Source organism: Cryobacterium sp. PAMC25264 (assembly GCF_019443325.1).
Taxonomy (GTDB): domain Bacteria; phylum Actinomycetota; class Actinomycetes; order Actinomycetales; family Microbacteriaceae; genus Cryobacterium.
Genome location: NZ_CP080383.1, coordinates 178,232 through 201,367, shown reverse-complemented (window position 1 = coordinate 201,367; position 23,136 = coordinate 178,232). Strand labels below are relative to the sequence as shown.

At 70.1% G+C, this 23,136-nt stretch carries 20 protein-coding genes and 1 pseudogene; 10 read left to right on the top strand and 11 right to left on the bottom strand.

The window, feature by feature from the left end; all coding sequences use genetic code 11:
• The first annotated feature begins 7 nt into the window (after positions 1-7).
• Together KY500_RS00875 and KY500_RS00870 are read left to right on the top strand one after the other, a co-directional pair.
• On the top strand, positions 8-775 hold the full coding sequence (locus KY500_RS00875; RefSeq protein ID WP_255579648.1) for a response regulator transcription factor: 768 nt from the start codon (positions 8-10) through the stop codon (positions 773-775).
• On the top strand, positions 772-1,920 hold the full coding sequence (locus KY500_RS00870; protein WP_255579647.1) for a cell wall metabolism sensor histidine kinase WalK: 1,149 nt from the start codon (positions 772-774) through the stop codon (positions 1,918-1,920). The genes KY500_RS00875 and KY500_RS00870 overlap by 4 nt, the downstream gene beginning before the upstream one ends.
• A gap of 28 nt (positions 1,921-1,948) precedes the next feature.
• Here KY500_RS00870 and KY500_RS00865 read toward each other — a convergent pair whose 3' ends face one another.
• The 6 genes from KY500_RS00865 to KY500_RS00840 all read right to left on the bottom strand — a co-directional run bounded on the left by KY500_RS00865 (position 1,949) and on the right by KY500_RS00840 (position 9,384).
• Positions 1,949-3,043: an NAD(P)-dependent oxidoreductase gene (locus KY500_RS00865; protein ID WP_255579645.1), complete on the bottom strand. Its 1,095-nt coding sequence runs from the start codon at positions 3,041-3,043 to the stop codon at positions 1,949-1,951.
• Positions 3,044-3,086: 43 nt separating this feature from the next.
• Positions 3,087-4,544, bottom strand: coding sequence for a DUF5719 family protein (locus KY500_RS00860; RefSeq protein ID WP_219901961.1), 1,458 nt, complete (start codon positions 4,542-4,544; stop codon positions 3,087-3,089).
• Complete coding sequence (locus KY500_RS00855; protein WP_219901960.1) at positions 4,534-7,656, bottom strand: glycosyltransferase family 2 protein; 3,123 nt, start codon at positions 7,654-7,656, stop codon at positions 4,534-4,536. Before KY500_RS00855 ends, KY500_RS00860 begins: the two co-directional genes overlap by 11 nt.
• A gap of 85 nt (positions 7,657-7,741) precedes the next feature.
• On the bottom strand, positions 7,742-8,077 hold the full coding sequence (locus tag KY500_RS00850) for a WhiB family transcriptional regulator (protein ID WP_219901959.1): 336 nt from the start codon (positions 8,075-8,077) through the stop codon (positions 7,742-7,744).
• Positions 8,078-8,223: 146 nt separating this feature from the next.
• A complete protein-coding gene (gene galE / locus KY500_RS00845; RefSeq protein ID WP_219901958.1) occupies positions 8,224-9,189 on the bottom strand; it encodes a UDP-glucose 4-epimerase GalE in 966 nt (321 codons plus the stop codon).
• A 51-nt stretch (positions 9,190-9,240) separates the two neighbouring features.
• Entirely contained in the window at positions 9,241-9,384 is a 144-nt protein-coding gene (locus KY500_RS00840; protein WP_219901957.1) for a hypothetical protein, read from the bottom strand.
• An 88-nt stretch (positions 9,385-9,472) separates the two neighbouring features.
• Between KY500_RS00840 and KY500_RS00835 the strand changes: the two genes are divergently transcribed.
• Positions 9,473-10,504: a GlxA family transcriptional regulator gene (locus tag KY500_RS00835; RefSeq protein WP_219901956.1), complete on the top strand. Its 1,032-nt coding sequence runs from the start codon at positions 9,473-9,475 to the stop codon at positions 10,502-10,504.
• Here KY500_RS00835 and KY500_RS19665 read toward each other — a convergent pair.
• Both KY500_RS19665 and KY500_RS19660 read right to left on the bottom strand, forming a co-directional pair.
• Positions 10,432-11,208 (bottom strand): hypothetical protein, encoded by a 777-nt coding sequence (locus KY500_RS19665; protein WP_370626856.1) that lies wholly within the window; start codon positions 11,206-11,208, stop codon positions 10,432-10,434. The two genes, KY500_RS00835 and KY500_RS19665, sit on opposite strands and share 73 nt — an antisense overlap.
• 176 nt (positions 11,209-11,384) lie before the next feature.
• Positions 11,385-11,714: pseudogene (locus tag KY500_RS19660) on the bottom strand (type I phosphomannose isomerase catalytic subunit); the annotation flags it as partial.
• A gap of 134 nt (positions 11,715-11,848) precedes the next feature.
• Between KY500_RS19660 and KY500_RS00825 the strand changes: the two are divergent.
• From KY500_RS00825 to KY500_RS00815, 3 genes are all read left to right on the top strand, one after another.
• Entirely contained in the window at positions 11,849-13,027 is a 1,179-nt protein-coding gene (locus KY500_RS00825) for an acyl-CoA dehydrogenase family protein (RefSeq protein ID WP_219901955.1), read from the top strand.
• A gap of 184 nt (positions 13,028-13,211) precedes the next feature.
• Positions 13,212-14,687: an NAD(P)/FAD-dependent oxidoreductase gene (locus tag KY500_RS00820; protein WP_255579641.1), complete on the top strand. Its 1,476-nt coding sequence runs from the start codon at positions 13,212-13,214 to the stop codon at positions 14,685-14,687.
• A gap of 15 nt (positions 14,688-14,702) precedes the next feature.
• Positions 14,703-15,149 (top strand): SRPBCC family protein, encoded by a 447-nt coding sequence (locus KY500_RS00815; RefSeq protein WP_219901954.1) that lies wholly within the window; start codon positions 14,703-14,705, stop codon positions 15,147-15,149.
• 14 nt (positions 15,150-15,163) lie between these two features.
• Here the strand turns inward: KY500_RS00815 and KY500_RS00810 are convergent, their stop codons facing one another.
• Together KY500_RS00810 and KY500_RS00805 are read right to left on the bottom strand one after the other, a co-directional pair.
• Positions 15,164-15,448 carry a metal-sensitive transcriptional regulator gene (locus tag KY500_RS00810; protein WP_219901953.1) on the bottom strand — a complete coding sequence of 95 codons (285 nt, stop codon included), beginning with the start codon at positions 15,446-15,448 and terminating at the stop codon, positions 15,164-15,166.
• A complete protein-coding gene (locus KY500_RS00805) occupies positions 15,445-15,756 on the bottom strand; it encodes a rhodanese-like domain-containing protein (RefSeq protein WP_219901952.1) in 312 nt (103 codons plus the stop codon). Before KY500_RS00805 ends, KY500_RS00810 begins: the two co-directional genes overlap by 4 nt.
• A 128-nt stretch (positions 15,757-15,884) precedes the next feature.
• Here KY500_RS00805 and KY500_RS00800 point away from each other — a divergent pair, with 128 nt between their 5' ends.
• The 3 genes from KY500_RS00800 to KY500_RS00790 are packed head-to-tail and all read left to right on the top strand — an operon-like array spanning position 15,885 to position 19,866.
• Positions 15,885-17,198, top strand: coding sequence for an O-antigen ligase (locus tag KY500_RS00800; RefSeq protein ID WP_219901951.1), 1,314 nt, complete (start codon positions 15,885-15,887; stop codon positions 17,196-17,198).
• A complete protein-coding gene (locus KY500_RS00795) occupies positions 17,195-18,499 on the top strand; it encodes an O-antigen ligase (RefSeq protein WP_219901950.1) in 1,305 nt (434 codons plus the stop codon). The genes KY500_RS00800 and KY500_RS00795 overlap by 4 nt, the downstream gene beginning before the upstream one ends.
• 47 nt (positions 18,500-18,546) lie before the next feature.
• On the top strand, positions 18,547-19,866 hold the full coding sequence (locus tag KY500_RS00790; protein WP_219901949.1) for a hypothetical protein: 1,320 nt from the start codon (positions 18,547-18,549) through the stop codon (positions 19,864-19,866).
• A gap of 18 nt (positions 19,867-19,884) precedes the next feature.
• Here the strand turns inward: KY500_RS00790 and KY500_RS00785 are convergent, their stop codons facing one another.
• Entirely contained in the window at positions 19,885-21,783 is a 1,899-nt protein-coding gene (locus KY500_RS00785) for a hypothetical protein (protein WP_219901948.1), read from the bottom strand.
• A 181-nt stretch (positions 21,784-21,964) separates the two neighbouring features.
• Between KY500_RS00785 and glf the strand changes: the two genes are divergently transcribed.
• Positions 21,965-23,131: a UDP-galactopyranose mutase gene (gene glf, locus KY500_RS00780; RefSeq protein ID WP_219901947.1), complete on the top strand. Its 1,167-nt coding sequence runs from the start codon at positions 21,965-21,967 to the stop codon at positions 23,129-23,131.
• Positions 23,132-23,136: the final 5 nt, after the last annotated feature.

Genomic DNA, 23,136 nt, shown 5'->3' with positions numbered 1-23,136 from the left:
TTCAGAGGTGACTCCACCGCCCCCGACGGGCCCTCCCCGTGCCGACTCCGAACGCCGCATCCTGGTCATCGACGACGATCCGACGGTGTCCGAGATCGTCTGCCGCTACCTGGTGGCCGCCGGCTTCACTGTCGAGCAGGCTCCGGACGGCCAGAGCGGGCTCAACCAGGCGGCCGCGACGCGCCCCGACCTGGTCGTGCTCGACCGGATGCTGCCGGCCCTGGACGGCATCGAGGTCTGCATGCGGATCAAAGCGGCCTGGGGCACCCCGGTGATCATGCTCACCGCGCTCGACCAGGAGGAAGACCGGATCGACGGGTTGGAGGCCGGCGCCGACGACTACCTCGCCAAGCCGTTCTCCCCGCGCGAACTGGTTCTCCGGGTGCAGTCCGTGCTCCGGCGCACCGTGCCGGAGCCCGTGCACGACGGCGCCGTCGACGCCGGACCCTTCACACTGGACCTGGCCGCGCACGAGGTGCGCCTGAACGGCGAGGCCCTGGTGCTCACGGCTCGGGAGTTCGACCTGCTCGCGTACCTGATCGGGCATCCTCACCGCGCCCTGAGCCGGGAGGACCTGCTGAAATCGGTGTGGGGCTGGGACTTCGGGGATCTGTCCACGGTGACGGTGCACGTGCGGCGGTTGCGGGAGAAGATCGAGGCCGATCCCACCCAGCCCCTGCTCTTGAACACCGTCTGGGGCGTCGGCTACAGGTTCGACCCGGAGCCGCTGGTCGCCGCGCACGCCGACGACCGGGATGACGGAGCACGACGGTGACCCCGTACGGGATGGTGAGCGTGGTCGTGATCGCGCTCTCGACCGCCGTGATCGTCGGTGCGGCGGGCCTGATCACCCTGCGGCTGCTGGCGCGGTACTCCCTCGTTCTGCAGTTGCTCGTGGTCGCCCTGGCCACGGTGGTATCGGTGGTCAGCGGCATGGCGGCGGCCGCCTCACTCATGTACGTCTCGGCCCATGACCTCACGGTCTTCTACTTCGTGGCCGCCGCCGCGGGAAGCGTGTCGCTAGCAATGGCGGGGCTTCTCGGGCGCTGGATCGTGCGCGACAGCCAGTACCTCACACTCGCGGCGGCCAGCCTCGGCCGGGGCGAGCCGGTCGCTTCCGCTGAACGGCACAGCAATAACGAATTCGCTGCGCTGGCCGGCCAGCTCGCCGCGACCGGGGAACGCCTGCAGGAGTCCCGGGACAGAGAAGGCCGCATCGAGGCTTCCCGCCGGGAACTGGTCGCCTGGATCTCGCACGACCTGCGTACCCCACTGGCCGGCATCCGTGCCATGGCCGAGGCCCTCGAAGACGACATGGTCGAGGACCCCTCCCGGTACTACAGCCAGATTCGCAGCCAGGTGGACCGGCTGAACGGCATGGTCGATGATCTCTTCGAGCTGTCCCGCATCCAGACCGGAACCTTGCGCCTGACCCAGGAGACCGTGGCGCTGTACGACCTGATCAGCGACACCGTCGCCGATCTCGGTCCGGTCGCCAGGGCGAAATCGCTCGACCTGCGCTTCGAGGGCGCCATGGGCCTGTCGATCCTCGCGGATCCGCGGGAGTTGTCCCGCGCGGTGGGCAACCTGGTGATGAACGCGGTGCAGCAGTCGGCGCCCGGCAGCGCCATCGTGGTCGCGGTCACCGAGCACGCCGACGGGCGGGCCGCCATCTCGGTGCAGGATGCCGCGGGCGGGATCGACCCCGCCGACCTGCCCCGGGTGTTCGACGCCGGCTGGCGCGGGAGCGAACCACGCACCCCCGACGCCGACCTGGTGCACGGGCGGGCAGGCCTGGGTCTGGCGATCGTCGCCGGGATCGTGGCGGCGCACCAGGGCGAGGTCACGGTGCGGAACATCCCCGGCGGATGCCGCTTCGACGTCCTGCTACCGCGGCACGCCGAGGCCGTCCCGGCCTGAGTGCCGCAGCGCCGCAGCGCCGAGCGGGTTATAGCACCGCGGCACGGAGGGGTGCCGTGGCGAACTCGAGCATCCCGGCCTCGAAGCTCATCGAGGGCTCCCAGCCGAGCTCATCGCGCAGCCGTTGGGACGATGCGGTGATGTGCCGCACATCCCCCAGCCGGTACTCGCCCGTGACGACCGGGGCGGGGCCGTTGGCGGCCGCGCTGAGCGCGGTGGCCATATCGCCGATGGTGTGCACGGTGCCGCTGCCCACGTTGAACGCCCGGAAGGTGCCGGCAGGGGCCGGTCCGGTCCAGTCGACGGCGGCGAGGTTGGCCGACGCGATGTCGCGCACGTGCACGAAGTCCCGGCGCTGGCGGCCGTCCTCGAACACCGTGGGCGCCTCGCCGCGCTGCAGCGCCGAGCGGAACAGCGAGGCGACTCCTGCGTACGGCGTGTTCTGCGGCATCCCCGGTCCGTAGACGTTGTGGTAGCGCAGGGCCACGGCGCGACCACCCGTGCTGCGGCTCCACGTCGTCGCGAGGTATTCCTGGCCCAGCTTGCTGCTCGCGTACACATTGCGGGGGTCCAGCGGGTCGTCCTCACCGACGAGCAGGGGTTCGAGCGGCTGCCCGGTCGACGGGTCGAGCGGATCGAAAACGCCGGCGTCGAGGTCGGCAGCCAGCCGGGGGCCGGGGCGGGTGAAGCCCGCGGAGCCGCGGTAGCTGCCCTCCCCGTATACGACCATCGAGGAGGCAAGCACCAGGCGGTCGATCCCGGCGGTCGCCATGCCGGCCAGCAGGACGGCCGTGCCCACCTCATTGCTGTGCACGTAGTCGGGAGCGTCGGAGAAGTCCACGCCCAGACCCACCTTGGCGGCCTGGTGGCACACCACGTCGATGCCGGCGAGAGCGTGCGCAACCACGCCGGGGTCGGTGACGTCGCCGACCAGGAACTGGATCCGCGGGTCGGCGGCGGGTAGGCCGCCATGCACGTCGCTGCGGAGGGAGTCGAGCACGCGGACCCGCCAGCCGCGGGCCAGAGCGGCCTCGACGACGGCGCCACCGATGAAACCGGCTCCTCCGGTCACGAGCAGGTGCGGGGCGGCGGCGGCCGGGCTCGCGATGGTGGTGTCTGTCACGACGGGCTCCTTCGGCGGGCGGGGCACGTGCGTGCCCTCGGGGTCAGTGCGAGTAGACCGGGATGGCGGCGGCCATCGGCCCGATCGGGCTCAGGGCGTAGGCGGAGGACTGGCCGTCTCCGGTGTAGCCGACCGTGGCCGCGATGCCCGCTCCACCCTCGACGAGGTATCGGGCGGATGCCTCGACCGGCACGACGATGGACTGCCCGGCGGGCACGGTCAGTTCGCTGGCCGGTCCGCTCTCGGGCGTGAGGGTGAGTGCGGTGTCCCTGCCGGTGGTGTTGGCCAGGTGCAGGGCCGGGGACGGCCCGGCGGCGACCGCGACCAGGAAGTCGCTGTCCTGGGTGGCGGCCGCGGACGACCAAGTGAAGTCGGGGCTGATGGTTCCGCTTGTGGTCGTCACCGCTCCGGCGACGAGGGGCTGGTCTGCGCTCAGGCGCACGGTGTAGTTGCCCGCTCCGACTCCGCTGAGGGGCACCTCTGTGGCGACGCCGGCCTGGATGTCGACCTCGAGCGACGTGCCTGTCGAGGTGCCGTCCTCGCTCTGCACGCCGACGCTGACAGTGGCCGCGGCGCTGCCGGGAACCAGTATTCGCACCGACGGGGTGTCCTCGGACACGGCACCGGCGTCGACCGAGGCGTCGGCGGCCTGCTGGTCGTTCACGACGACGCCGGGGATGATCTGGGTGGTCGACGGTCCTGCCGTCGGTCCGGCCAGTTCGACACCGCCGGGCTGGATGCCGCGCACCACGCTCTGCTGCAGCGACGAGGCCACCTGGCCGCCGGTGGCCTGCACCCGCACGACGGGCGAGCGCAGGTTGGGGGCCAGACCGGCGAGGGACACGATGCGTTGCGCGCCGGGCTGCACGAGGATGCCGGTGGAACCGGGGGCCTCGACGAGTCCCGCCTCGCCGTACACGGTGAGGTTGACCGACGCGACGACGGTGGTCGGATTGCTCAAGAGAACCAGGCTGGTGCGGCCCACATCGGTGGAACCGCTGACCAGCCAGGAATCGCTGGATGCTTCGGTGCACGCGGCGACGGCGAGGCCGCCGACGGTCTCGCTCGACACCGTCTGGGACTGGGCACCGGCGACCAACGGCGCGTCGGTGGCGCCTTCTTCGACAGGGACGCTGAGGGCCAGCGGTCCGCCGTCCCGGTCGCTCTGCGTGTTGTCGGCGGCCACGAGCTGGCTGCGCTCCACGTCCACCTCGGTCGAGTCAGAGGCCTGGGTGCGCGCCGAGTAGACCGTGTCGTACCGGCCGACGGAGGTGGCGGCTTCTGCCTGGCTGGAGTCCTCGGCGAGGGTGAGGAGAGGCCCGGGGCAGACCCGCACCTGGTCGCTGGCCACCGGCGTCACGAGGGTCGAGGGGGCGACGTCGACGATGCTGGGCCACGGCACCAGGGCTGCTCCGCCGACCGCGAGAATCACGCCGGCGATGCCGACGAGGCCGGCGGTGAGCCGCACGCCGATGATGGCCACTCTGCGCTTAGTGGCCATGGTCTGCATCCTTCGGGCTGGTGCTGTCGGTGCTGGGATCGGTGCCGATGCTGCCGGCGCTGTCGGTGTCGGGGCTGCTGTTTCGCTCGAGGACGGGGCTCGGTGCCTCGCCGGTCTCGCCGGCGCTCTGCTCCACGGCACTCTCCACTGCGGCGGATCCGCGCACGCGTCTGCCCGTGGGTCGCTTCGTGCGCGGGATCCGCGCCGGCTTCGGAGTGCGCGCCGGGCGGGTGGGTCTGACCGGTTTGCTCAGCCGCGAGGCGCGCCGAACGGCGTCGCGGTGGGCCTGACGCACGGCCTCACGGCCGGCACCGGTCGGCACCGAGAGCAGGATCGTCGCGCCGATGACGACGAGGGCGATGATGCCGGTGACGAGTCCGAAGACCCCGCCAGGGTCGGCCGGGATCGTTCCGTTGGCGTTGGCATCGGCGGGAGCATCCGAACGCCAGAGCTGACCGAAGACGGTGTCACCGACGGGCGCCAGGGCCGCATTGCCGTCGAGCGAGGTGATGGTGCGGGCCGTCGTGTCCGCCGCCGCCTGGCTGATGCCGGCGGTTTCGCCCCACGACGCGGGTGTGCCGGCGGCCGGCCGCAGCAGGACGAAGCGGATGCCGAACTTCGCCAGGTCGGCGGTGGCGTCCAGGCCGCTCCGCGAGGCCAGGTTGCCCGCAAGGGTGGCCAGCTCGGTCTGCTCCTCGGTGAGCGTCGTGGCCGTGCTGTTGACGGTCGCCTGCACGTCGAGGGTGTCCCCGGTGCCGCGCACGATGGTGGCGAGGATGCCGCCATCCGGTTGGGCGACGATCTGCAGGGTGCCCACCCTGGGGTCGACGGCAGCTTCGGCGGTGACAAAGGCCGGCTGGATGCGGCCGATGCCCTCCTGCACGGCGGAGGTGCCGAGCGGGATCGCGGCGGCCAGCGGCAGGGCCACGACGGCCAACGCGACCGCGGCCACCGCGAGGGGGGCGACGGCGGCGCGGTGCAAGCCGCGTGCGGTGAACACAACGGCGCCGACAATTCCGAGCCAGTACAGGCTGAGACCTGCGCCCGGCCAGATGCCCACGGCTTGACTGCCGACCGAGGCGACCGACAGCGACCCCGCGAGGATCGCCGTGAGCAGTCCGAGGAGGGCGGTGAGCAACGCGAACGCCGCGCCACGTGCGCCGGGCAGCAGCAGCAGCGACAGGAGCGCGAGCACGGCGATGGGGATCAACAGGATCGGGACCAGGTAGCCGGCCACGGACGGGTCGCCACCCCACACCGGCAGCAGGTGGGTCCACCCGCCGAAGTCGCCGGACGGGAAGCCGAGGATGAACTGCCACACCGGAACGCTTGCGGTGGGCACAGGGACACCGGGATCGGCCAGCAGGGCCAACCAGTTACCGCGCAGGGCCTGGTTCCAGATCAGCGGGATGGCCAGCGCGAGAGCCGGAAGCGGGATGCCGATGAACCGCATCACACTGCGCCCGCTGACGAGCACGCAGAGCAACCAGCCCACCAGCAGGGCGGGCGCGAGCGACGGGGCACAGGCCACGATCGCGGCGAAGAGCAGCGCGGCCGAGCCGGACGCCGACCAGGACCGTGCGGCGGCGAAGGCGGCGAAGAACAGCCACGGCAACAGCAGGTGCACGATGATGGCCGTGGGGCGGCCCGCCGCGATGGCGGTGAGGAATGCCGGCGAGAGCGCCCAAAGGGCGGCGGCGATGGCGCGGATCGCGCCGCGGTGGGTGAGCCGGGTGGCGGCCATCCAGGCGCCGACCGCGGCCAGCGGCAGCGCCAGAAGGTAGAGAAGCACGAGCGCGAACGACGGTGACCAGAAGCTGAGGGTGCCGAGGATGGCCAGGACGACGGCGAACGGGTCGCCCGCGCCGACGAATCCCAGGCCGATGTCGCGCCAGCCGTAGCCGACGTTCGACCACAGTCCACCGACGGTCGCCGACAACGGCAGCAGGCCCCCGCCGGTGAGGGACTGAGCGCCGATAAGGGATGCGAGCATGGCGATGCCGACGGCTGCTGCTGCGAGGGTGGTCCAGGCTCCGCCGCCGGAGAAGAACCGGATTTCGGGCCGGTCGCCGCGCGCACCGGTGAGGGCGGCTTCCCGGGTCAGGGCGTGGCGACGCCGCACCTCGGCGGCCGACACCCGAAGCGACGAGATGGCGGACCAGCCCAGCGTGCGGGTCGCGGCGAGCCGGCGCCGGGCCGTGCGCACGCGTCCGCCCTGGAAGGCGGCGGCGAAGGCGGCCGAGAATTCGCCCAGGATGGCGCCGGGCTCCTTGCGGAGCAGGTCGACGATGGAGCGCAGGAACGCCAACGGGATGAGGGAGAGCCAGTGCACGGGCAGGGCCCAGGCCGGGGCGTACACCAGTCGGCGATGCAATTGGGCGGCGCGTTCGGCGCGCACGCGCCGGCGTCGGGCACGTCCGCGGGAGGAGCCGTCAGGGCCGGCCACGCCGTCACCGGCCGAGCTGACCCTGGCGGCGGCGACGACGGACACGCGGAAACCGGCCAGGCGCACGCGCACGCAGAAATCGAGGGAGTCGTCCACGACGGGCAGCGCGGGGTCGAAGCCGCCGAGCCGGTTCCAGACCGTGTGCCGCACGAGCATTCCGGCGGCGCTGACGGCCAGCACGTCACTCATGCCGTCGTGTTGTTCCTGGTCGAGTTCGCTCTCGACGAGGGTGACCGTGGAGCCGTACGGGGTCATCGACTCGCCGAAGTCGTGGATGTAGTCGTCCGCGACCCATTCCATGATCTTCGGCCCGGCCACGGCCACCGAGGGAGCGATCTCCAGTTCCCCGACCAGGTTCTGCAGCGCGCCGGGCTCTGGGGCGCTGTCCTGGGCGAGCAGCCAGAGCAGTTCGTGGTCGCCGGTGGGCTCGCCGATCACGCGCACGGCGGCGTTGATGGCCGCCCCGAACGAGAGAGACGAGTCCGCGGAGATGAAGTGCGTGGGTCCGAAGGCGGCGAGCAGGTCGGAGGTGGCGTCGCTCGATCCGCAGTCGACGGCGACGACGGTGTCCGGCTGGCGGGTCTGCTGACGGAGGGCCTCGAGAGTTCGCTCGAGGTGCGAGGCGCCGTTGCGGGCGACGATGATGGCGGTGACTCTGGCTTGCATATCCTGAACAGCCTAGGTCGGATAACCGGTCAGAGTGCTCAACCGGTCAGGCGCGCCCTGAACCCGGCTATCGTGTGGAAACAGGTCAGCCCGCGCGTTTGCGCAGTTTGCGGCGCTCGCGCTCGGACAGTCCGCCCCAGATTCCGAAGCGTTCGTCGTTGGCGAGGGCGTACTGCAGGCACTGCGGACGCACCTCGCAGGAGGCGCAGATCTTCTTCGCGTCCCGCGTGGAGCCACCCTTTTCCGGGAAGAAGGCTTCGGGGTCGGTCTGGGCGCACAGCGAGTCCGACTGCCAGCCCAGCGGGTTGTCGTCGGCACCGTCGGCAAGCGCCGGATCCTTGCGGACCCCCGGCACGCCGAGGCGTACGGGATCGACGAACCAGTCTTCAGGTACCCCGGAACGATATTCAGACAACGTCATATCGCCTCCACCCATCAGCTCATGCACGTTTTCGCGCTAGAACTAATTACACCGGTGTAGTTCGCTGCCGTCAAGTCGCAGATCGTAAACCCTCAATACGGGCTGGAGGGTTCAGACTCGCCCACAGTGCCCGAATCGTGTTCTGATCACACTGAGGATGCTTGACGGGCTTCCCAGGCGCTCTGCACCATGTCCTGCAGGCTGTGCCGCATCTTCCAGTCGAGATCCCGGGCCGCGAGCTCGCCCGATGCCACGATGCGGTCGGGGTCGCCCGTGCGACGCGGTCCGATCTCCGGCGTGAACGGGATTCCCGTGACGGCCGCGACGGTACTCATGATCTCGCCGACGGAGACACCGTCGCCGCTGCCGAGGTTGTAGACCGGGGCGATGCTCTCACCGGCGTCGAGGCGACGGGCGGCGGCCACGTGCGAGATCGCCAGGTCGGCCACGTGGATGTAGTCGCGCACGCAGGTGCCGTCGGCGGTCTGGTAGTCGTTGCCGTTGATCCGTGGGGTGCGCCCTTCGACCAGGGCGTCGAACACCATCGGGAACAGGTTGTGCGGGCTGGTGTCGCGGAGTTCGGGCGTACCGGAGCCGACGACGTTGAAGTAGCGCAACGAGGTGTGGGCGAGGCCGGCGGCAACCGCCTGGTCGCGCAGCAACCACTCGCCGATGAGCTTCGATTCGCCGTACGGCGATTCCGGGCTCTTGGCGGTGTCCTCGGTCACCAGGTCGGTGAACGGCGTGCCGTAGACGGCCGCACTCGAGGAGAAGACGATGCGGCTCACGCCGGCATCCTGCATGGCGGCGAGAAGCAGCGCGGTCGCCGTGACGTTCTGTTCGTAGGTGTGCAGCGGGCGGGTCACCGATACGCCGGCGTACTTGAAGCCCGCCACGTGCACGACACCGTCGATGGAGTGGTCAGCGAAGGTCTGTGCCAGCACCGCGGTGTCGAGCAGGGTCCCCTGCACGAACGGCACGCCGTCCGGAACGAATTCAGCGTGCCCGCTGGACAGGTCGTCGAGGACGACGACCTCGATGCCCTCAGCCAGGAACGCGCGAACGACGTGGGAGCCGATATAGCCGGCCCCTCCGGTAACAAGCCAAGCCATGTGGTGCCCCTGCGCTCTTCCCAGCAGCCGTGCGCTGCTGTTCAGACCACACTATCGGTCGCGCGGGAACGACTCGGGGAGCCGGTTGCGCCGGGTCAGCTCGACGTCGCCATAGCCGTCGGAGCGGAGCGCGCTCAGGCCAGCCACCACGGCCCAGACCAGGAGGGCCATCAGAATACTCAGGAACAGGATCATGGCACTAACGGTAGGTCTTGCGACTTTCTGCCACGAGTGGCAGAGTTGCCGACTACCGACACATTCCTGCCACTCGTTGAAGGACCCCATGCTCAAGAAGATCGTCTGCGTCGCCATCCCCGGCATGGCCCCGTTCGAATTCGGAGTGATCTGCGAGGTTTTCGGCATCGACCGCTCCGAGCACAACGGTCCGGTGTTCGACTTCGAGGTGGTGACGGCCGTTCCGGGGGCGCTCCGCACCAAGCTGGGCTTCGACATCGTGGTGCATCAGGGCCTCGACGCCGCCGCGGACGCCGACCTGATCGCCATCCCCGCCTATCAGGCCGGCACGGAGATCCACCCGGAGGTACTGCGAGTGGTGCGGGACGCGGAGGCCAGGGGCGCCTGGGTGCTCAGCGTCTGCAGCGGCGCCTTCATCCTCGGTGCGGCCGGGATCCTCGACGGTCGCCGCAGCACGACCCACTGGATGTACGCGGACGCCCTCGCCGCCGCCTACCCGAACACGACGGTCGACCCCGATGTGCTTTTCGTCGACGACAACCGGGTGGTCACCGGGGCGGGCACGGCGGCGGGAATCGACGCTGCTCTGCACGTGGTGCGCCGGGAGCTCGGCGCCACGGCTGCCAACGTGATCGCCCGCCGCATGGTGGTGCCGCCCCAGCGCGACGGCGGGCAGTCCCAGTTCATCCAGACCCCCGTGGCGGAACGCTGCAGCGATTCCTTCGCCGAGATCATCGACTGGATGATGCAGACCCTCGACCAGGACCTCACGGTGGACCAGCTTGCGCGGCGCGCCCTGATGTCGCCACGCACCTTCGCTCGGCGTTTCCGGGCCGAGCTCGGCACCACTCCGACGGCCTGGCTGAACCGGCAGCGGCTGATGCTGGCACAGCAGCTGCTCGAGGAGACCGACGACACCCTCGACTCCATCGCCGCGCAGACCGGGTTCGGCGCGGCGGCCGTCATGCGGCACCATTTCGTGCGCACCCTGCAGACCACGCCGACGGCCTACCGGCGCACGTTCGGGATTCCCCGCCCCGCGCCTGACTACGCGGTGGTCGCCAGGAAGACCTCGCCGGAGCCCGCGAAGGTGACCGTGCTCTCGTCGGGCGTGATGTAGATCGATTCGCCCCTGGCCAGGCTGATCGACGAGCCGGCGCCGGCGACCAGGAACCGGCCGGAGGTGCAGATCGCGATGGCCGGGCCGGTGAGCGTCACCTGCCGGAGGGGCACGCCGACGCGGCCGGCCTCGTCGGCCGCCGCATCCGCCGGCACCGAGATGTGCGCCAGCTGGAAATCGGGCACGTCGGGCCGGTAGACGGCCACGCCGTCGGACTGCACGGCCGGGGCCAGATAGGGCACCGGCAGCGGATGGAAGTCGAGCACCTCGAGCAGTTCGTCGACGTCGATGTGCTTGGGGCTGAGGCCCCCGCGCAGAACGTTGTCGGAGGAGGCCATCACCTCGACGCCCAGCCCGGACAGGTAGGCGTGAATGTTGCCGGCCGGCAGGTACAGGACCTCGCCGCGCTTGAGCGACACCAGATTGGTGAGCAGGGAGATCACGATGCCCGGGTCGCCCGGGTAGGCCAAGGCGAGGGAACGCACCATCGCGAGTTCGGCGGCGAAGCTCACCTGGGCGCCGCCCTCGATGAGGAACGCGGCCCGCTCGGCGAGCGCCACGACCCGTTCGACCAACCAGGAGACCTCGCCGGAATCGCCACCGCGACCGTCGCGCAGCAACCAGTCGACGACGTCGTGTAGCGCGTCCGCGCCGAGCAGCCGGTTCTCCAGCCCCGCCAGCGCCCCGGGCTGCGGGTCGTCCATGGTGGCGTCCAGCGCGCGGAGCTCGGCAAGGATCGAGCGGATCTGGCGCGGATCGCGGAACCCGCAGAGCGCCTCGAAGGTGTCGCTGAGCGCGAAGATGATCTCCGGCTTGTGGAAGGGTCGCGGTAGTTGCGGTCGGCGGCGTCCACGGGGATCCCGGCGGCGTTCTCCAGCGCGAAGCCCTCCGCGGCGCGTTCGGGTGACGGATGTGCCTGCAGCGACAGCGGGCTGTGGGCGGCGAGGATCTTCATCAGGAAGGGCAGCCGTCCGGCGGCGGCGAAGCGCGAGCCGAGCGCTATCTCGGGCGCCTGGGCGATCCACTCGGCCAGGTCCTTCGCTCCCCCGGCGAGCGCCGGGTCGAGGATCACCGACGGACTGCCGGGGTGCGCGCCGAGCCAGAGCTCGGCTTCGGGACCACCGGAGGCCGGATGCCCCAGCAGCTCTGCGATCGCGGTCGGCGATCCCCAGGCGTAATCCCGCGGTGTGTTATCGATGCCCACAAACATGCTTGGCTCCTGAGTCGAAAGGTTTAGACCAAACTACCAACCGCTTTCCCCTCGCCGATCAGGGGTCCTAGGCTTTCGTCACCCGGTGGGCGATTCCGCCCGGCCGCCCATCCTCGTCGCAATGGAGCACACAGATGACCTTCGAGCCCCTCGGCAGTGATTTCTTCGGATACCAGAACCTCCTCAGGCCCGAGGAGAAGACCGCCCTCGCCCGCATCCGCGACTACCTCGAGTCGGATGTGCGTCCGGTGGTGAACGGATGTTGGGAGCGCGCCGAGTTCCCGACGGAGATCATCAAACCGCTCGGCGCCCTCGGGGCGTACTCCTTCGGGTGGGAAGAGACCCGTCCATTCGAGAACTCGGCGGTCTTCCGCGGCTTCGTGGCGCTGGAGCTGGCGCGGGTGGACGCATCCGTCGCCACCTTCGTGGGCGTGCAGAACGGCCTCGCGGCCGGGTCGATCGCGGCCTGCGGGTCGCCCACCCAGCGTGCGCACTGGCTGCCCCGGCTGGCCAGCGGCGACATCGTGGGCGCCTTCGCGCTGACCGAGCCGTTGTCGGGATCGGACTCAGCGCAGGGGCTGCGCACCACCGCGACGCGGGACGGCGACAGCTGGGTGCTCAACGGCGCCAAGCGCTGGATCGGCAACGCCACCTTCTCCGACATCACCATCGTCTGGGCCAAGGACACCGCGGACGGCGCCGTGAAGGGCTTCATCGTGCCCACCGACACCGCCGGCTACACGGCCACGAAGATCGAGGGCAAGATCAGCCTGCGCTCGGTGCAGAACGCCGACATCACCCTGGAGAACGTGCGGGTGTCCGAGCAGAACCGCCTGCAGGAGGCCAACTCGTTCCGGGACACCGCCCGGGTGCTGCGTTTCACCCGGGCCGAGGTGTCCTGGGCGGCGGTCGGCCTGGCCATCGGCGCCTACGAGGCAGCCGTCGCCTACGCCGCCGAGCGGGTGCAGTTCGGCAAGCCGATCGGCGGCCACCAGCTCGTGCAGGACCTGCTCGTGAAGAGCCTGGGCAACATCACGGCCAGCCTGGGCATGGTGGTGCGCGTCTCCCAGATGCTCGACGAGGGTACCCAACGCGACGAGCACTCGGCGTTGGCCAAGTCGTACACGACCTCGCGGATGCGGGAGACCGTTGCCTGGTGCCGGGAACTGTTCGGCGGCAACGGCATCGTGCTCGACTACGACATCGCCCGGTTCTTCTCCGACGCGGAGGCGATCTACTCCTACGAGGGCACCCAGGAGATGAACACTCTCATCGTGGGCCGCGGCATCACCGGACTGGCCGCCTTCGTCTAGTGCCCGCCGCCGCCCCGCCCCTGGCCTCAACTGGTACCCGTGCGGACAAGTGCACCCGGCGCACCGGGTGCACTTGTCCGGTGCGGGAACAATTCGGCAGGGCGGGGGCGCTAGCCGTCAGTGCCAGCGCACGGAAGAATGAGGGCATGGATACCGGAGCGCTCGAGCGGGAAGGCCGGCCGGCGTGAACGTGCGGCGCGGGCGGCCGGAGATCGACGCCGTCGTGGTGGGCTCGGGGCCGAACGGCCTGGCCGCCGCGGTGACGCTGGCCAGGGCCGGGCTGAAGGTGCGCGTCTACGAGCGATCGGCGCAGGTCGGCGGAGGTGCCGCCACCGCTGAGCTCACACTGCCCGGCTTCCACCACGATGTGTGTTCCGCCGTACACCCGCTGGCGCTGGCGTCGGAGTTCTTCCAGCGGTTCGGCCTCTCGGATCGCTTGGAGTTGACGGTGCCCGAGGTCTCCTACGGGCATCCGCTGCCCGGCGGCCGGGCCGGACTGGCGTACCGCAGCCTGGCGCGCACGGTCGACGAACTGGGCCGCGACGGCCCGGCGTGGCACCGGTTGTTCGCCCCGCTCGTGGAGCATTCACAGCAGGTGGCCGAGTTCACCGGCAACCAGTTGCTGCGGATGCCCCGGCACCCGGCGACCGCGCTGCGTTTCGGCCTGCGCACCCTCGAGCAGGGCAGCCCACTGTGGGACTGGCGGTTCAGCGGCGACACGGCCCCGGCGCTGCTCACCGGCGTGAGCGCGCACACGATCAGGGCGCTGCCCAGCCTGGCCACGGCCGGCGCCGGGCTCACCCTCGCGACCTACGCGCACGCGGGCGGCTGGCCGATCCCGGTCGGCGGCAGCGGCGCCATCGTGACGGCGATGGTCGACGACCTCCTGGCGCACGGCGGCGAGATCGTCACGTCCACCGAGGTGCGACGGCTGCGCGAGCTGCCGCCGGCCCGGGTGGTGCTCCTGGACCTCACGCCCCGTGCCCTGCTGCGACTGGCCGAGGGGGAGTTGCCCGCCGGGTACGCGCGGCGTCTGGCGGCCTTCCGGTACGGAAACGCCGTCGCCAAGGTGGATTTTGCGCTGTCCGACCCGGTGCCCTGGCATGCGCAGGGCCTCGCCGCCGCGGGCACCGTGCACGTCGGCGGCACCCGGGCGATGATCCGGAGGGCCGAGAACACCGTGGCGCGCGGCCGGCACGCCGAGGAACCCTATGTGCTGGTGTCGCAGCCCAGCGGAATCGATCCGAGCCGCGCTCCGGCGGGCCGACACACCCTCTGGGCCTACACGCATGTTCCCCGTGGCTCCACCGTGGATCAGACCGAGGTGATCATCCGCCAGATCGAGCGGTACGCGCCGGGCTTCCGCGACACCATCCTGGCGACCGCCGCCCGCACCGCGCAGGACGTGGAGCGGCACAACCCCAACTACGTCGGCGGGGACATCTCGGCCGGCGAGGTGAGCCTCACCCAGCTGGTGCGACGGCCCGTGCTCTCCCCCGACCCCTGGCGCACACCGCTGGCCGGGGTGTACCTGTGCTCCTCGGCCACCCCGCCCGGCCCCGGTGTGCACGGCCTGGCCGGATGGCACGCCGCCCTCAGCGCGCTGCGCCACGACCTCGGCGTGCGCGTCGCTCCCGATCTCTCCCCGACAGCCGGTTGATGAAAGGTGCCCCCCGTGGCCGTGAACTACCGAACCATGCAGTGCTCCCCCGAGAGCGTCTTCGCGGTACTCGCCGACGGCTGGCTCTACCCGGGCTGGGTGGTCGGTGCCTCCCGCATGCGGGACGTCGACGCGACCTGGCCCGCCACCGGCAGCACCATCCACCATTCGGTCGGCGTCTGGCCCGCCCTGCTCGACGACACCACGTCGGTGCTGGAGTGGGACCCGCCCCGGCACGCGCTGCTGCAGGCGCGGGGCTGGCCCATCGGCGAAGCCCAGGTGGCCGTCGACGTGCGGCCGCAGGGCAACGGATGCCGCGTGCGCATCACCGAGGACGCCACCGCAGGACCCGGCCGGTTCGTGCCGCTGTTCCTGCGCGACGCGGCCATCTCGGTACGCAACACGGAGACCCTGCGCCGCCTCGCCTACCTGGCCGAGGGCGGCGCAGGCACCCCGCAGTAGCCGCCGGCCCGGGATCAGGCCAGGGCCAGGAAGAGCTTCTCGAGCTCGTCGACGGTCAGGGATTCGGCGTTGTCGGGTTCGGCGATGCAGTCGCGCATGGCCGAGGAGACGATGGTGAACCCGGCCCGGTCCAGAGCGCTCGAGACCGCGGCGAGCTGGGTCACCACGTCCTTGCAGCTGCCGCCGGCCTCGACCGCCGTGATGACGGCGCTGAGTTGTCCCTGGGCGCGGCGCAGGCGGTTGAGCACCTTCTTCTGGTTCGCGGCGCGCTGGTCCTCGGTCACGACGGGGGTGCTCATGCGCTCATCCCCTCGCTGATCGTGGGCAGGCCGGCCTGCTGCCAGGCCGTCATGCCCCCGGTGACGTTGATGGCGTCGACTCCGCTCTGCGCGAGGAACGCGGCACCCTGCGCACTGCGGCCGCCGGCGGCGCAGATCACATAGACGGGCACGTTGCGCGGCACCTCGGCGAGGCGCTCACGCAGCTCGCCGAGCGGGATGAGCCGCGCGCCATCGGCGTGGGCCGCGTCGAATTCGTACGGTTCGCGCACGTCGACCACGACGGGGTCGGCCAGTGCTGCGAGTTCGGTCACCGAGATGTCGGTCATGGGGTCCCTCCGGGGCTGCGCGGGGCGGTGCGGCACACAGAACGCGCCGGCATCCGCTCGAGTTATACCCCTCAGGGTATCAGAGGATCCGCGCCGTCCGGCAGAGGCGTCCCCAGTACCCTAGACACATGCCCGCCGTGCAGAGCCGTCTCACCGTTCGCCTCTTCGCGACCCTGGTGTTCTTCACCGTGCTGGCCGGCCAGGCCTGGCGCAACCTGCTCGGCTGGTGGGGATTCGGCGCCATCGCCGTGGTCGTCCTCGTCGGCAGCGTCGGCTACCTCCTGTCCATCCGGCGGGAGTGGACCTGGCGGAGTTTCCCCAAATCCCTGGCCGCGTTCCTGTTGCTGGCGACCCTGTCCCTGGCCTGGTCGGCGTATCCAGGCGCCGGGGCCATCGGGGTGACCCTGCAGTGGGCGACCACCATCGCCGGGCTGTTCCTCGCCCTGTGCCTGAGCTGGACCGAATTGCTGCGCACCCTCAGCGTGGCCCTCAAGCTGATCCTCGGCCTGTCCGTCCTCTTCGAGTTCATCGTGGCCGTGTTCATCGGGCATCCGGTACTGCCGTTCTGGGTCGAGTACAGCGGCAAGATCCCCGCCGCGTTCTACTGGTCGCGGGCGCTGCTGCTGGAGGGCGGCCCGATCGAGGGCATCGTGGCCAGCCGCAACCTGCTGGGCTTCATCGCCCTGCTGGCGTTGATCGTCTTCGCCGTGCAGCTGGTCGGCGGCACCGTGACGCGCTGGCGCGGCATCTTCTGGGTGGCCGTGGCGCTCGTGATGCTCTGGCTGACCCGGTCGGCCACGGTGTCCGTCGCTCTCGTCGCCGTCGCCGCCGCGCTGCTCTTCGCCCTGTGGGCACGCCGGCTGCCGCCGCTGGGCCGTCGCCCGCTCTACGTCACGGCGGCGGCGGCACTGACCGCGGCCGTCGTCGGGCTCGTCGCTTTCTCCTCGACCTTGCTCTCCCTGCTCGGCAAGAGCGAGGACCTCACCGGACGATTCGACATCTGGTCCCGGGTCATCGGCCTCGCCGGCGAGCGGCCGGTCGTCGGCTGGGGCTGGGTGAGCTACTGGGCGCCGTGGGTGGAGCCGTTCAACGGCCTGGCGGTGCGGAAGGGCGTGCAATACCTGCAGGCCCACAACGCCTGGCTGGATGTCTGGCTGCAGCTGGGCATCCTGGGCCTGATCGTCTTCGCCGCGCTGACCCTGTCGACCCTGTGGCGGGCCTGGTTCCTCGCCGTCGACCGGCCGCGCCTCGGTGTCGCCGACACCGAACCGTTCTCCGTCGTCTCGCTGCTGCCGCTCCTGCTCACGGTCGCCCTCCTCGCGCAGAGCCTGGCGGAAAGCCGCATCCTGGTCGAGTCCGGCTGGGTGCTGCTCGTGATCCTCGCCGTGACCACCAAACGCCCCGGCGCAGACGCCGAGCTTCTGGGTGTGGGCCGGCGATGAGGGACCAGTCCCGGCCCCGCCATATTCCCGCCGCGGTCTCCGCGGCCTTCTCGTCGCCGCGGTTCAGCGCGACGCTCACCCACCTGATCCTGGGCCTGGCCTTCGCCACACACCTGCTGCGCAGCCTGATGGGGTGGCCGGGGCTCCTGGGCGCGCTGATCTGCCTCGTGCTCCTGGCCGCGGCATCCATGATCGCCCGGAGGCACAGTATCGAGTGGCACGGCCTGCTGCCGGTATCGATCCTGGTGTTCCTGGTCTGGTGTTCCCTGTCGGTGCTCTGGAGCGAGTATCCCATGCGCACGCTCAGCGGCGTCGGCTACCAGCTGGCCTTCGCATTCCTGGCCATCTATGTGGCCCTGGTGCGCGACACCATCCAGATCGTCCGTGCAACCGGGGACGTCCTCCGGGTGCTCCTGGGGCTCTCTATCGCCCTCGAGGTGCTCTCCGGGCTCCTGCTCGACCTCCCGATCACCTTCCTCGGCGTGCAGGGCAACATCGCCCTACTCGGCCCGATCCAGGGCATCTTCGGTTCCCGCAACGTTCTCGGCCTGGTTTCCCTGATCGCCGCGATCAGCTTCATCATCGAGTTGCGCTCCCGCTCGGTGCGTCCCGGCCGGGCCGCCTGGTCGATCGCCCTCGCGGTGCTCGGCCTGATCCTGACCCACTCCCCCGTCTTCGTGGTCGTCGCCAGCGCCGTGGGCATCGCGGCCCTTGCGCTGTACTGGCTGCGGCGCACGCCGGCCGAGAACCGCTGGCTCCTGCAGCTGAGCCTGCTCGGCGCCGCCGTGCTCACGGCCCTGTTCGTCTTCGTCGCCCGGGCCGGCATCATCAGCCAGTTGAACGCCGGCAGCGAGTTCGAGACCCGCTCGTCGCTCTGGCGAGAGATGTGGCGTCTGGTGGACCTGCATCCGCTCGAGGGCTGGGGCTGGACGGGCATCTGGCCGGAGCGGATCAGCCCGTACGGCTGGCTGGACTTCGTCACGAACAGCCAGCACGCGTCTGCCCTCAACGCGTTCCTCGACGTATACTTCCAAGTCGGCCTCGTGGGATTCCTATCCTTCGTGACGCTCGTGATCCTGGCCTTCGTGCGCTCGTGGCTGCTCGCCTCGAACAAACGGCCCGTCGTGTACGTCTGGTCGCCACTCGTGCTCGTGGTGCTGCTCGTCACCTCCGCGGCCGAGAGCACGGTCCTGGTGGAGTACGGCTGGGTGCTTCTGTTGATCTGTTCGGTGAAGGCCGCGCAGGGGCAGAGCTGGCGGCGGCTACTGGGGCCGAGCCTGCGTAACAGCACGGACGGCTAGGCTCGCGGCGAACGGCCTGCGCCGGTGCCACCACCGAAGCACGCACAATGGAACGACCAGTCGAGGAAGCGGGACCCGTGCACGTGAGTCAAACAGAAGAGCCAGACCAGGAGCTGCCCGTTGTGGAGACGGCGACCCCGAAGACCGGCAACGGCTTCGTCCTGATCGTGGCGGCGACCGGCGTGGTGGGGATCGCCGGTTATCTGATCACAGCGTGGGTGCCGAAGCTGATCGGCGTCGCCCCGTACGCGACCTTCGCTGTGTTCTGGGCCTTCACCTTCCTGGTCGCCGCGGCTCTGACGGGAATCCAGCAGGAGATTACCCGGGGCACCCAGGCCAGGCTCCCGGGTGACACCACCCGGTCCGGCCAGGCCGGCACGTTCGCCCTGATGGCGTTCTTCGGGGTCCTGGTGCTCGTACTGGGCACCGCGCCGTTCTGGCAGGCCGCAGTCTTCCCCGAACACGGCTGGGCAATGGTCTTCCCGCTGGCCGTCGGCGCCGCCTCCTACGTGCCGCTGGCGGTCCTGGCCGGTTCCCTCTACGGCGTCAGCCACTGGAAGGCCCTGTTCGCGCTGATCAGCATCGAGGGCCTGCTGCGCCTGGTACTGGTGATCGGCGTGGCCTACCTGATCCCGGATGCCGTCGCCTTCGCCTGGGCCATCGCCATCCCGTTCCCGGTGGCCGTTCTCGCCGTGTGGCCGTTCGCCCGCGCCCGCATCGTGGGCAAGACCCGGCTCGACGTCTCCCTGCCGCAGCTCACCTGGAACGTCGGCCGCACCATCGTGGCCGCGGCCGCGATGGGCATCATGATCAGCGGGTTCCCGCTGGTGCTCAAGCTCACCTCGCCCACGGTCTCGGCCGACGACCTGGGCATCATCGTTCTCGCAGCCACGCTGACCCGCGCGCCCCTGATCGTGGTCGGCATGGCCCTGCAGAGCTTCCTGATCGTCTTCTTCCGCAGCAGGGCCGCGCAGTTCTGGCGCACCCTGCTCATGTTGGAGGGCGCTGTTGTGGCCGTCGGGCTCGTGCTCGCCGTGCTGGGTTACCTGCTCGGGCCGCCGATCTTCGCCTTCGTCTACCCGGAAGCGCCGACGGTGGACGGCTGGATCATCGCGATCCTCGTGCTCTCCTCTGCCCTGGTCGGTGCGCTGTGCGTCAGCGCCCCCGCGGTGCTCTCGCGCAACGCCCACGCCGCGTTCAGCGCCGGCTGGATCGTCGCCGCCCTCACCACGATCGGCTGCCTGCTGCTGCCCCTCGGCTTCATCGAGAAGACCGTTCTGGCGCTGCTGGTGGGCCCGGCGGCCGGAGTTCTCCTGCACGCCGTGTACCTGATCCTGGTGCGGAAGACCCGGGTCACCGCCGTCTGAGCAGCTGCCGGCGGCTGGTTACTCCAGGCCCCACAGCGTGATGGTGCCGCTCGAGCCGTCGGGCTGGGTATACGGCAGGGTGCTCTGCTCGACCAGGTCGTCCGCGTAGCGGTCGCCCCAGTCGTCTCCGCACTCGCTGTCGGTGAGCACCTGGGTGGCGTTGCCCTCGATGGCCGCGTCGCGGTCGATGGCGCCGCTCAGCCGGCTCGACACGATCGTGGCGATGGCGTCATAGTCGGTGGGCCAGGCCATTCCGAGGTGGTAGTACGCAATGGGCACACCGGAGGTGACCTTGAGCACCCGCGGGTCGATACAGGAATCCACCATGACCAGGGTGCCCGGATGCGTCTGGGCCGAGAGCAGCGCCAGCTCGGTCAGCGCCCGGTCTCGGGGCGAATCGGTCACCAGGAGGGACCGGGCGACGCCGGCGCGGTAGAACACCCACCAGTCCGTGAGCGACACCGTGGCGATGCCGACGCAGAGCAGCGCGGCCACCAGCACGGCCCAGCGGGGGACGGCGCGGCGGCGCGGCGCGGAGGCACCGGGGGCATCCGACGGCTGCGTGTCGGCCACGTTGGCCGTGGCTGCCGTGTCGGCTTCGACCACCTCCGACGGGACAGGCTCGGCGCGGGCGTTCCACAGATCGGTGAGCACCATGACCCCGATGGGGAGGATGGTGGCCGCCACGAGGAAGAACACGTCCATGTAGAGCCGGTAGGGCTCGGCGTTGGCACCCCAGAGGTCGTTGGTGCCGAGCAGGATCCAGGCGAGGGCCGCTCCGAGCGCGTAGGCGCCCCAGAGCGGGCGCTTGCGCCAGATGGCAGCGGTGAGGACGACGATCAGAGGAACGATCAGCGCGAGGCCCGAGATCAGCCCGGTCTCCAGCGGTACGCCGAGCTTGGTGTTGGAGGCCACCCGGTAGGCCAGGAACGGGTCGCCCGTGACGAGGCCGACGACGGTCTGGACCACCTGCGGGGACGCTCCGAGCACGACGGCGACGCAGTACAGCAGCACGGTACCCCGGCTCCGCACGATGAGGGCGATCATGCCGGGCACGGCGGGGAGCAAACCGAACACCAGCGCCGGCAGCTGACCGCCGGCGTCGGCCACCGTGGGTCCGGCCAGGAAGACCACCGGGATGAGGACGACGGACAGCGCCGCGAGCACGTAGTGCCGGCCACGGAGGATCACCCAGGTGGCCAGGCCGAAGGCCAGCAGGTAGATCGCGGCGATGAACGAGTAGGTCTGCACGTTGGCCAGGCCACCGAGCACCAGGCTGATCAGCGTCGTGAGCAGCACCCGGGTGCGCGGGCGGGCCGGCCGCAACCAGAGCAGGCCGAGGGAGAGCAGGCAGATGGCGGCGAGCGAGAGCGACACCGATTCGCCGTTGAGGGTGTGCAGCAGCCCGAACGGGCCCCAGATCACGGCGTGCGACTCGAGCGGCGTGTACCAGCCGGTGACCGTGAGCCGGGAGAAGGTGCCGAGCATGAAGGGAACCGGCGCGATCAGGCCCACCCACCAGCGCCGGCTCAGGCCGACAAGGATGCCGGCGAGCAGCCCGACGAGCACCAGCTGCACGGCCATGCCGCACACGTTCCACGCCACGATCGGGTCCCACCCGGTGACGCGGGCCACCAGGCCGATGGCCTCGTAGTACATCCGCGGGTAGGTGTTCGCCCCGGTCTCGGTGTCCGGCTCCACGGCGACGAAGAGTCCCTCTGAGAAATTCTTCACGATCGCCAGGTAGCCGAGCTGGTCGTGCACGAAGTAATCGCGGAACCGTCCGAGCGAGAAACCGGGGGTGGCCAGGTACATACCGGCCTGCGTGATCAGGTGGAGCAGGAGAGCTGCCGCCACCACTGCGCCGGTTCGGAATCGGCCGCGGCCGGATACTCTGGCCACTCGTGCGTCTGTCACTGATTCACCATACCTTGGGGCCATCGGGTGAAACTGCGGCGGAGACCGGCCATACGGCCCGTCCCCGGCCCGTACGACGCGGCCGAGGCACCCCAAAAGGGGACCCTCCCAGCAAGCATCGGCTATCGTGGAGCGTTGCAGGAGCGTGGCTGCACCATCCCAGACAAAGGACTTTTTTGATATGACGGTTGACCTTGTAGTCGTCGGCTCCGGCTTCTTCGGCCTGACCGTGGCGGAACGTGCCGCCAGAGAACTCGGCCTCAAGGTTGTGGTGATCGACCGCCGCAGCCACATCGGCGGCAACGCCTACAGCGCTGCGGAGCCCGAGACCGGAATCGAGGTGCACCAGTACGGAGCGCACCTCTTCCACACCTCCAACGAGCCGGTCTGGGAGTACGTCAACCGCTTCACGAAGTTCACCAACTACGAGCACCGGGTCTTCACCAACTTCGGCGGCGAGGTTTTCCCGCTGCCGATCAACCTGGGCACCATCAACCAGTTCTTCCGCGCGGCCTATTCCCCCGACGAGGCGCGGGCCCTGATCAAGGGCCAGGCCAGCGAGTTCGCCACCGGCGAGTCCCGCAACCTCGAGGAGAAGGCGATCTCCCTGATCGGCCGACCGCTGTACGAAGCGTTCATCAGGGACTACACCGCCAAGCAGTGGCAGACCTCCCCCACGGCGCTGCCCGCCGAGGTCATCAGCCGACTGCCCGTGCGTTACAACTACGACAACCGCTACTTCAACGACACCCACGAGGGCCTGCCCGTCGACGGGTACACGGCCTGGATCGAGCGGATGGCCGACCACCCGAACATCGAGGTTCGCCTGGACACCGACTTCTTCGACGAGACCCAGGAATACAACAAGAAGTCCGTCGTCGGCCAGGTCCCCGTGGTCTACACCGGACCCGTCGACCGCTACTTCGACTACCAGGGCGGCGAGCTCACCTGGCGCACCCTGGACTTCGAACAGGAAGTGCTGAACGTCGGCGACTACCAGGGCACCCCGGTGATGAACTACGCCGACTCGTCCGTGCCGTACACCCGGATCCACGAATTCCGCCACTTCCACCCGGAGCGCGCTGAATACCCGAAGGACAAGACCGTGATCATGCGTGAATTCTCCCGCGCCGCGACCCGGGCCGACGAGCCCTACTACCCCATCAACACCCCGGAGGACCGGCAGAGCCTGCAGTCCTACCGCGCCCTCCAGGCGGGCGAGCCCGACGTCTTCTTCGGCGGCCGGCTGGGCACCTACCAATACCTCGACATGCACATGGCCATCGGTTCTGCGCTCTCCATGTTCGAGAACAAGCTCAAGCCGCTCCTTAGCGGGCGCACCGAATAGCGAGT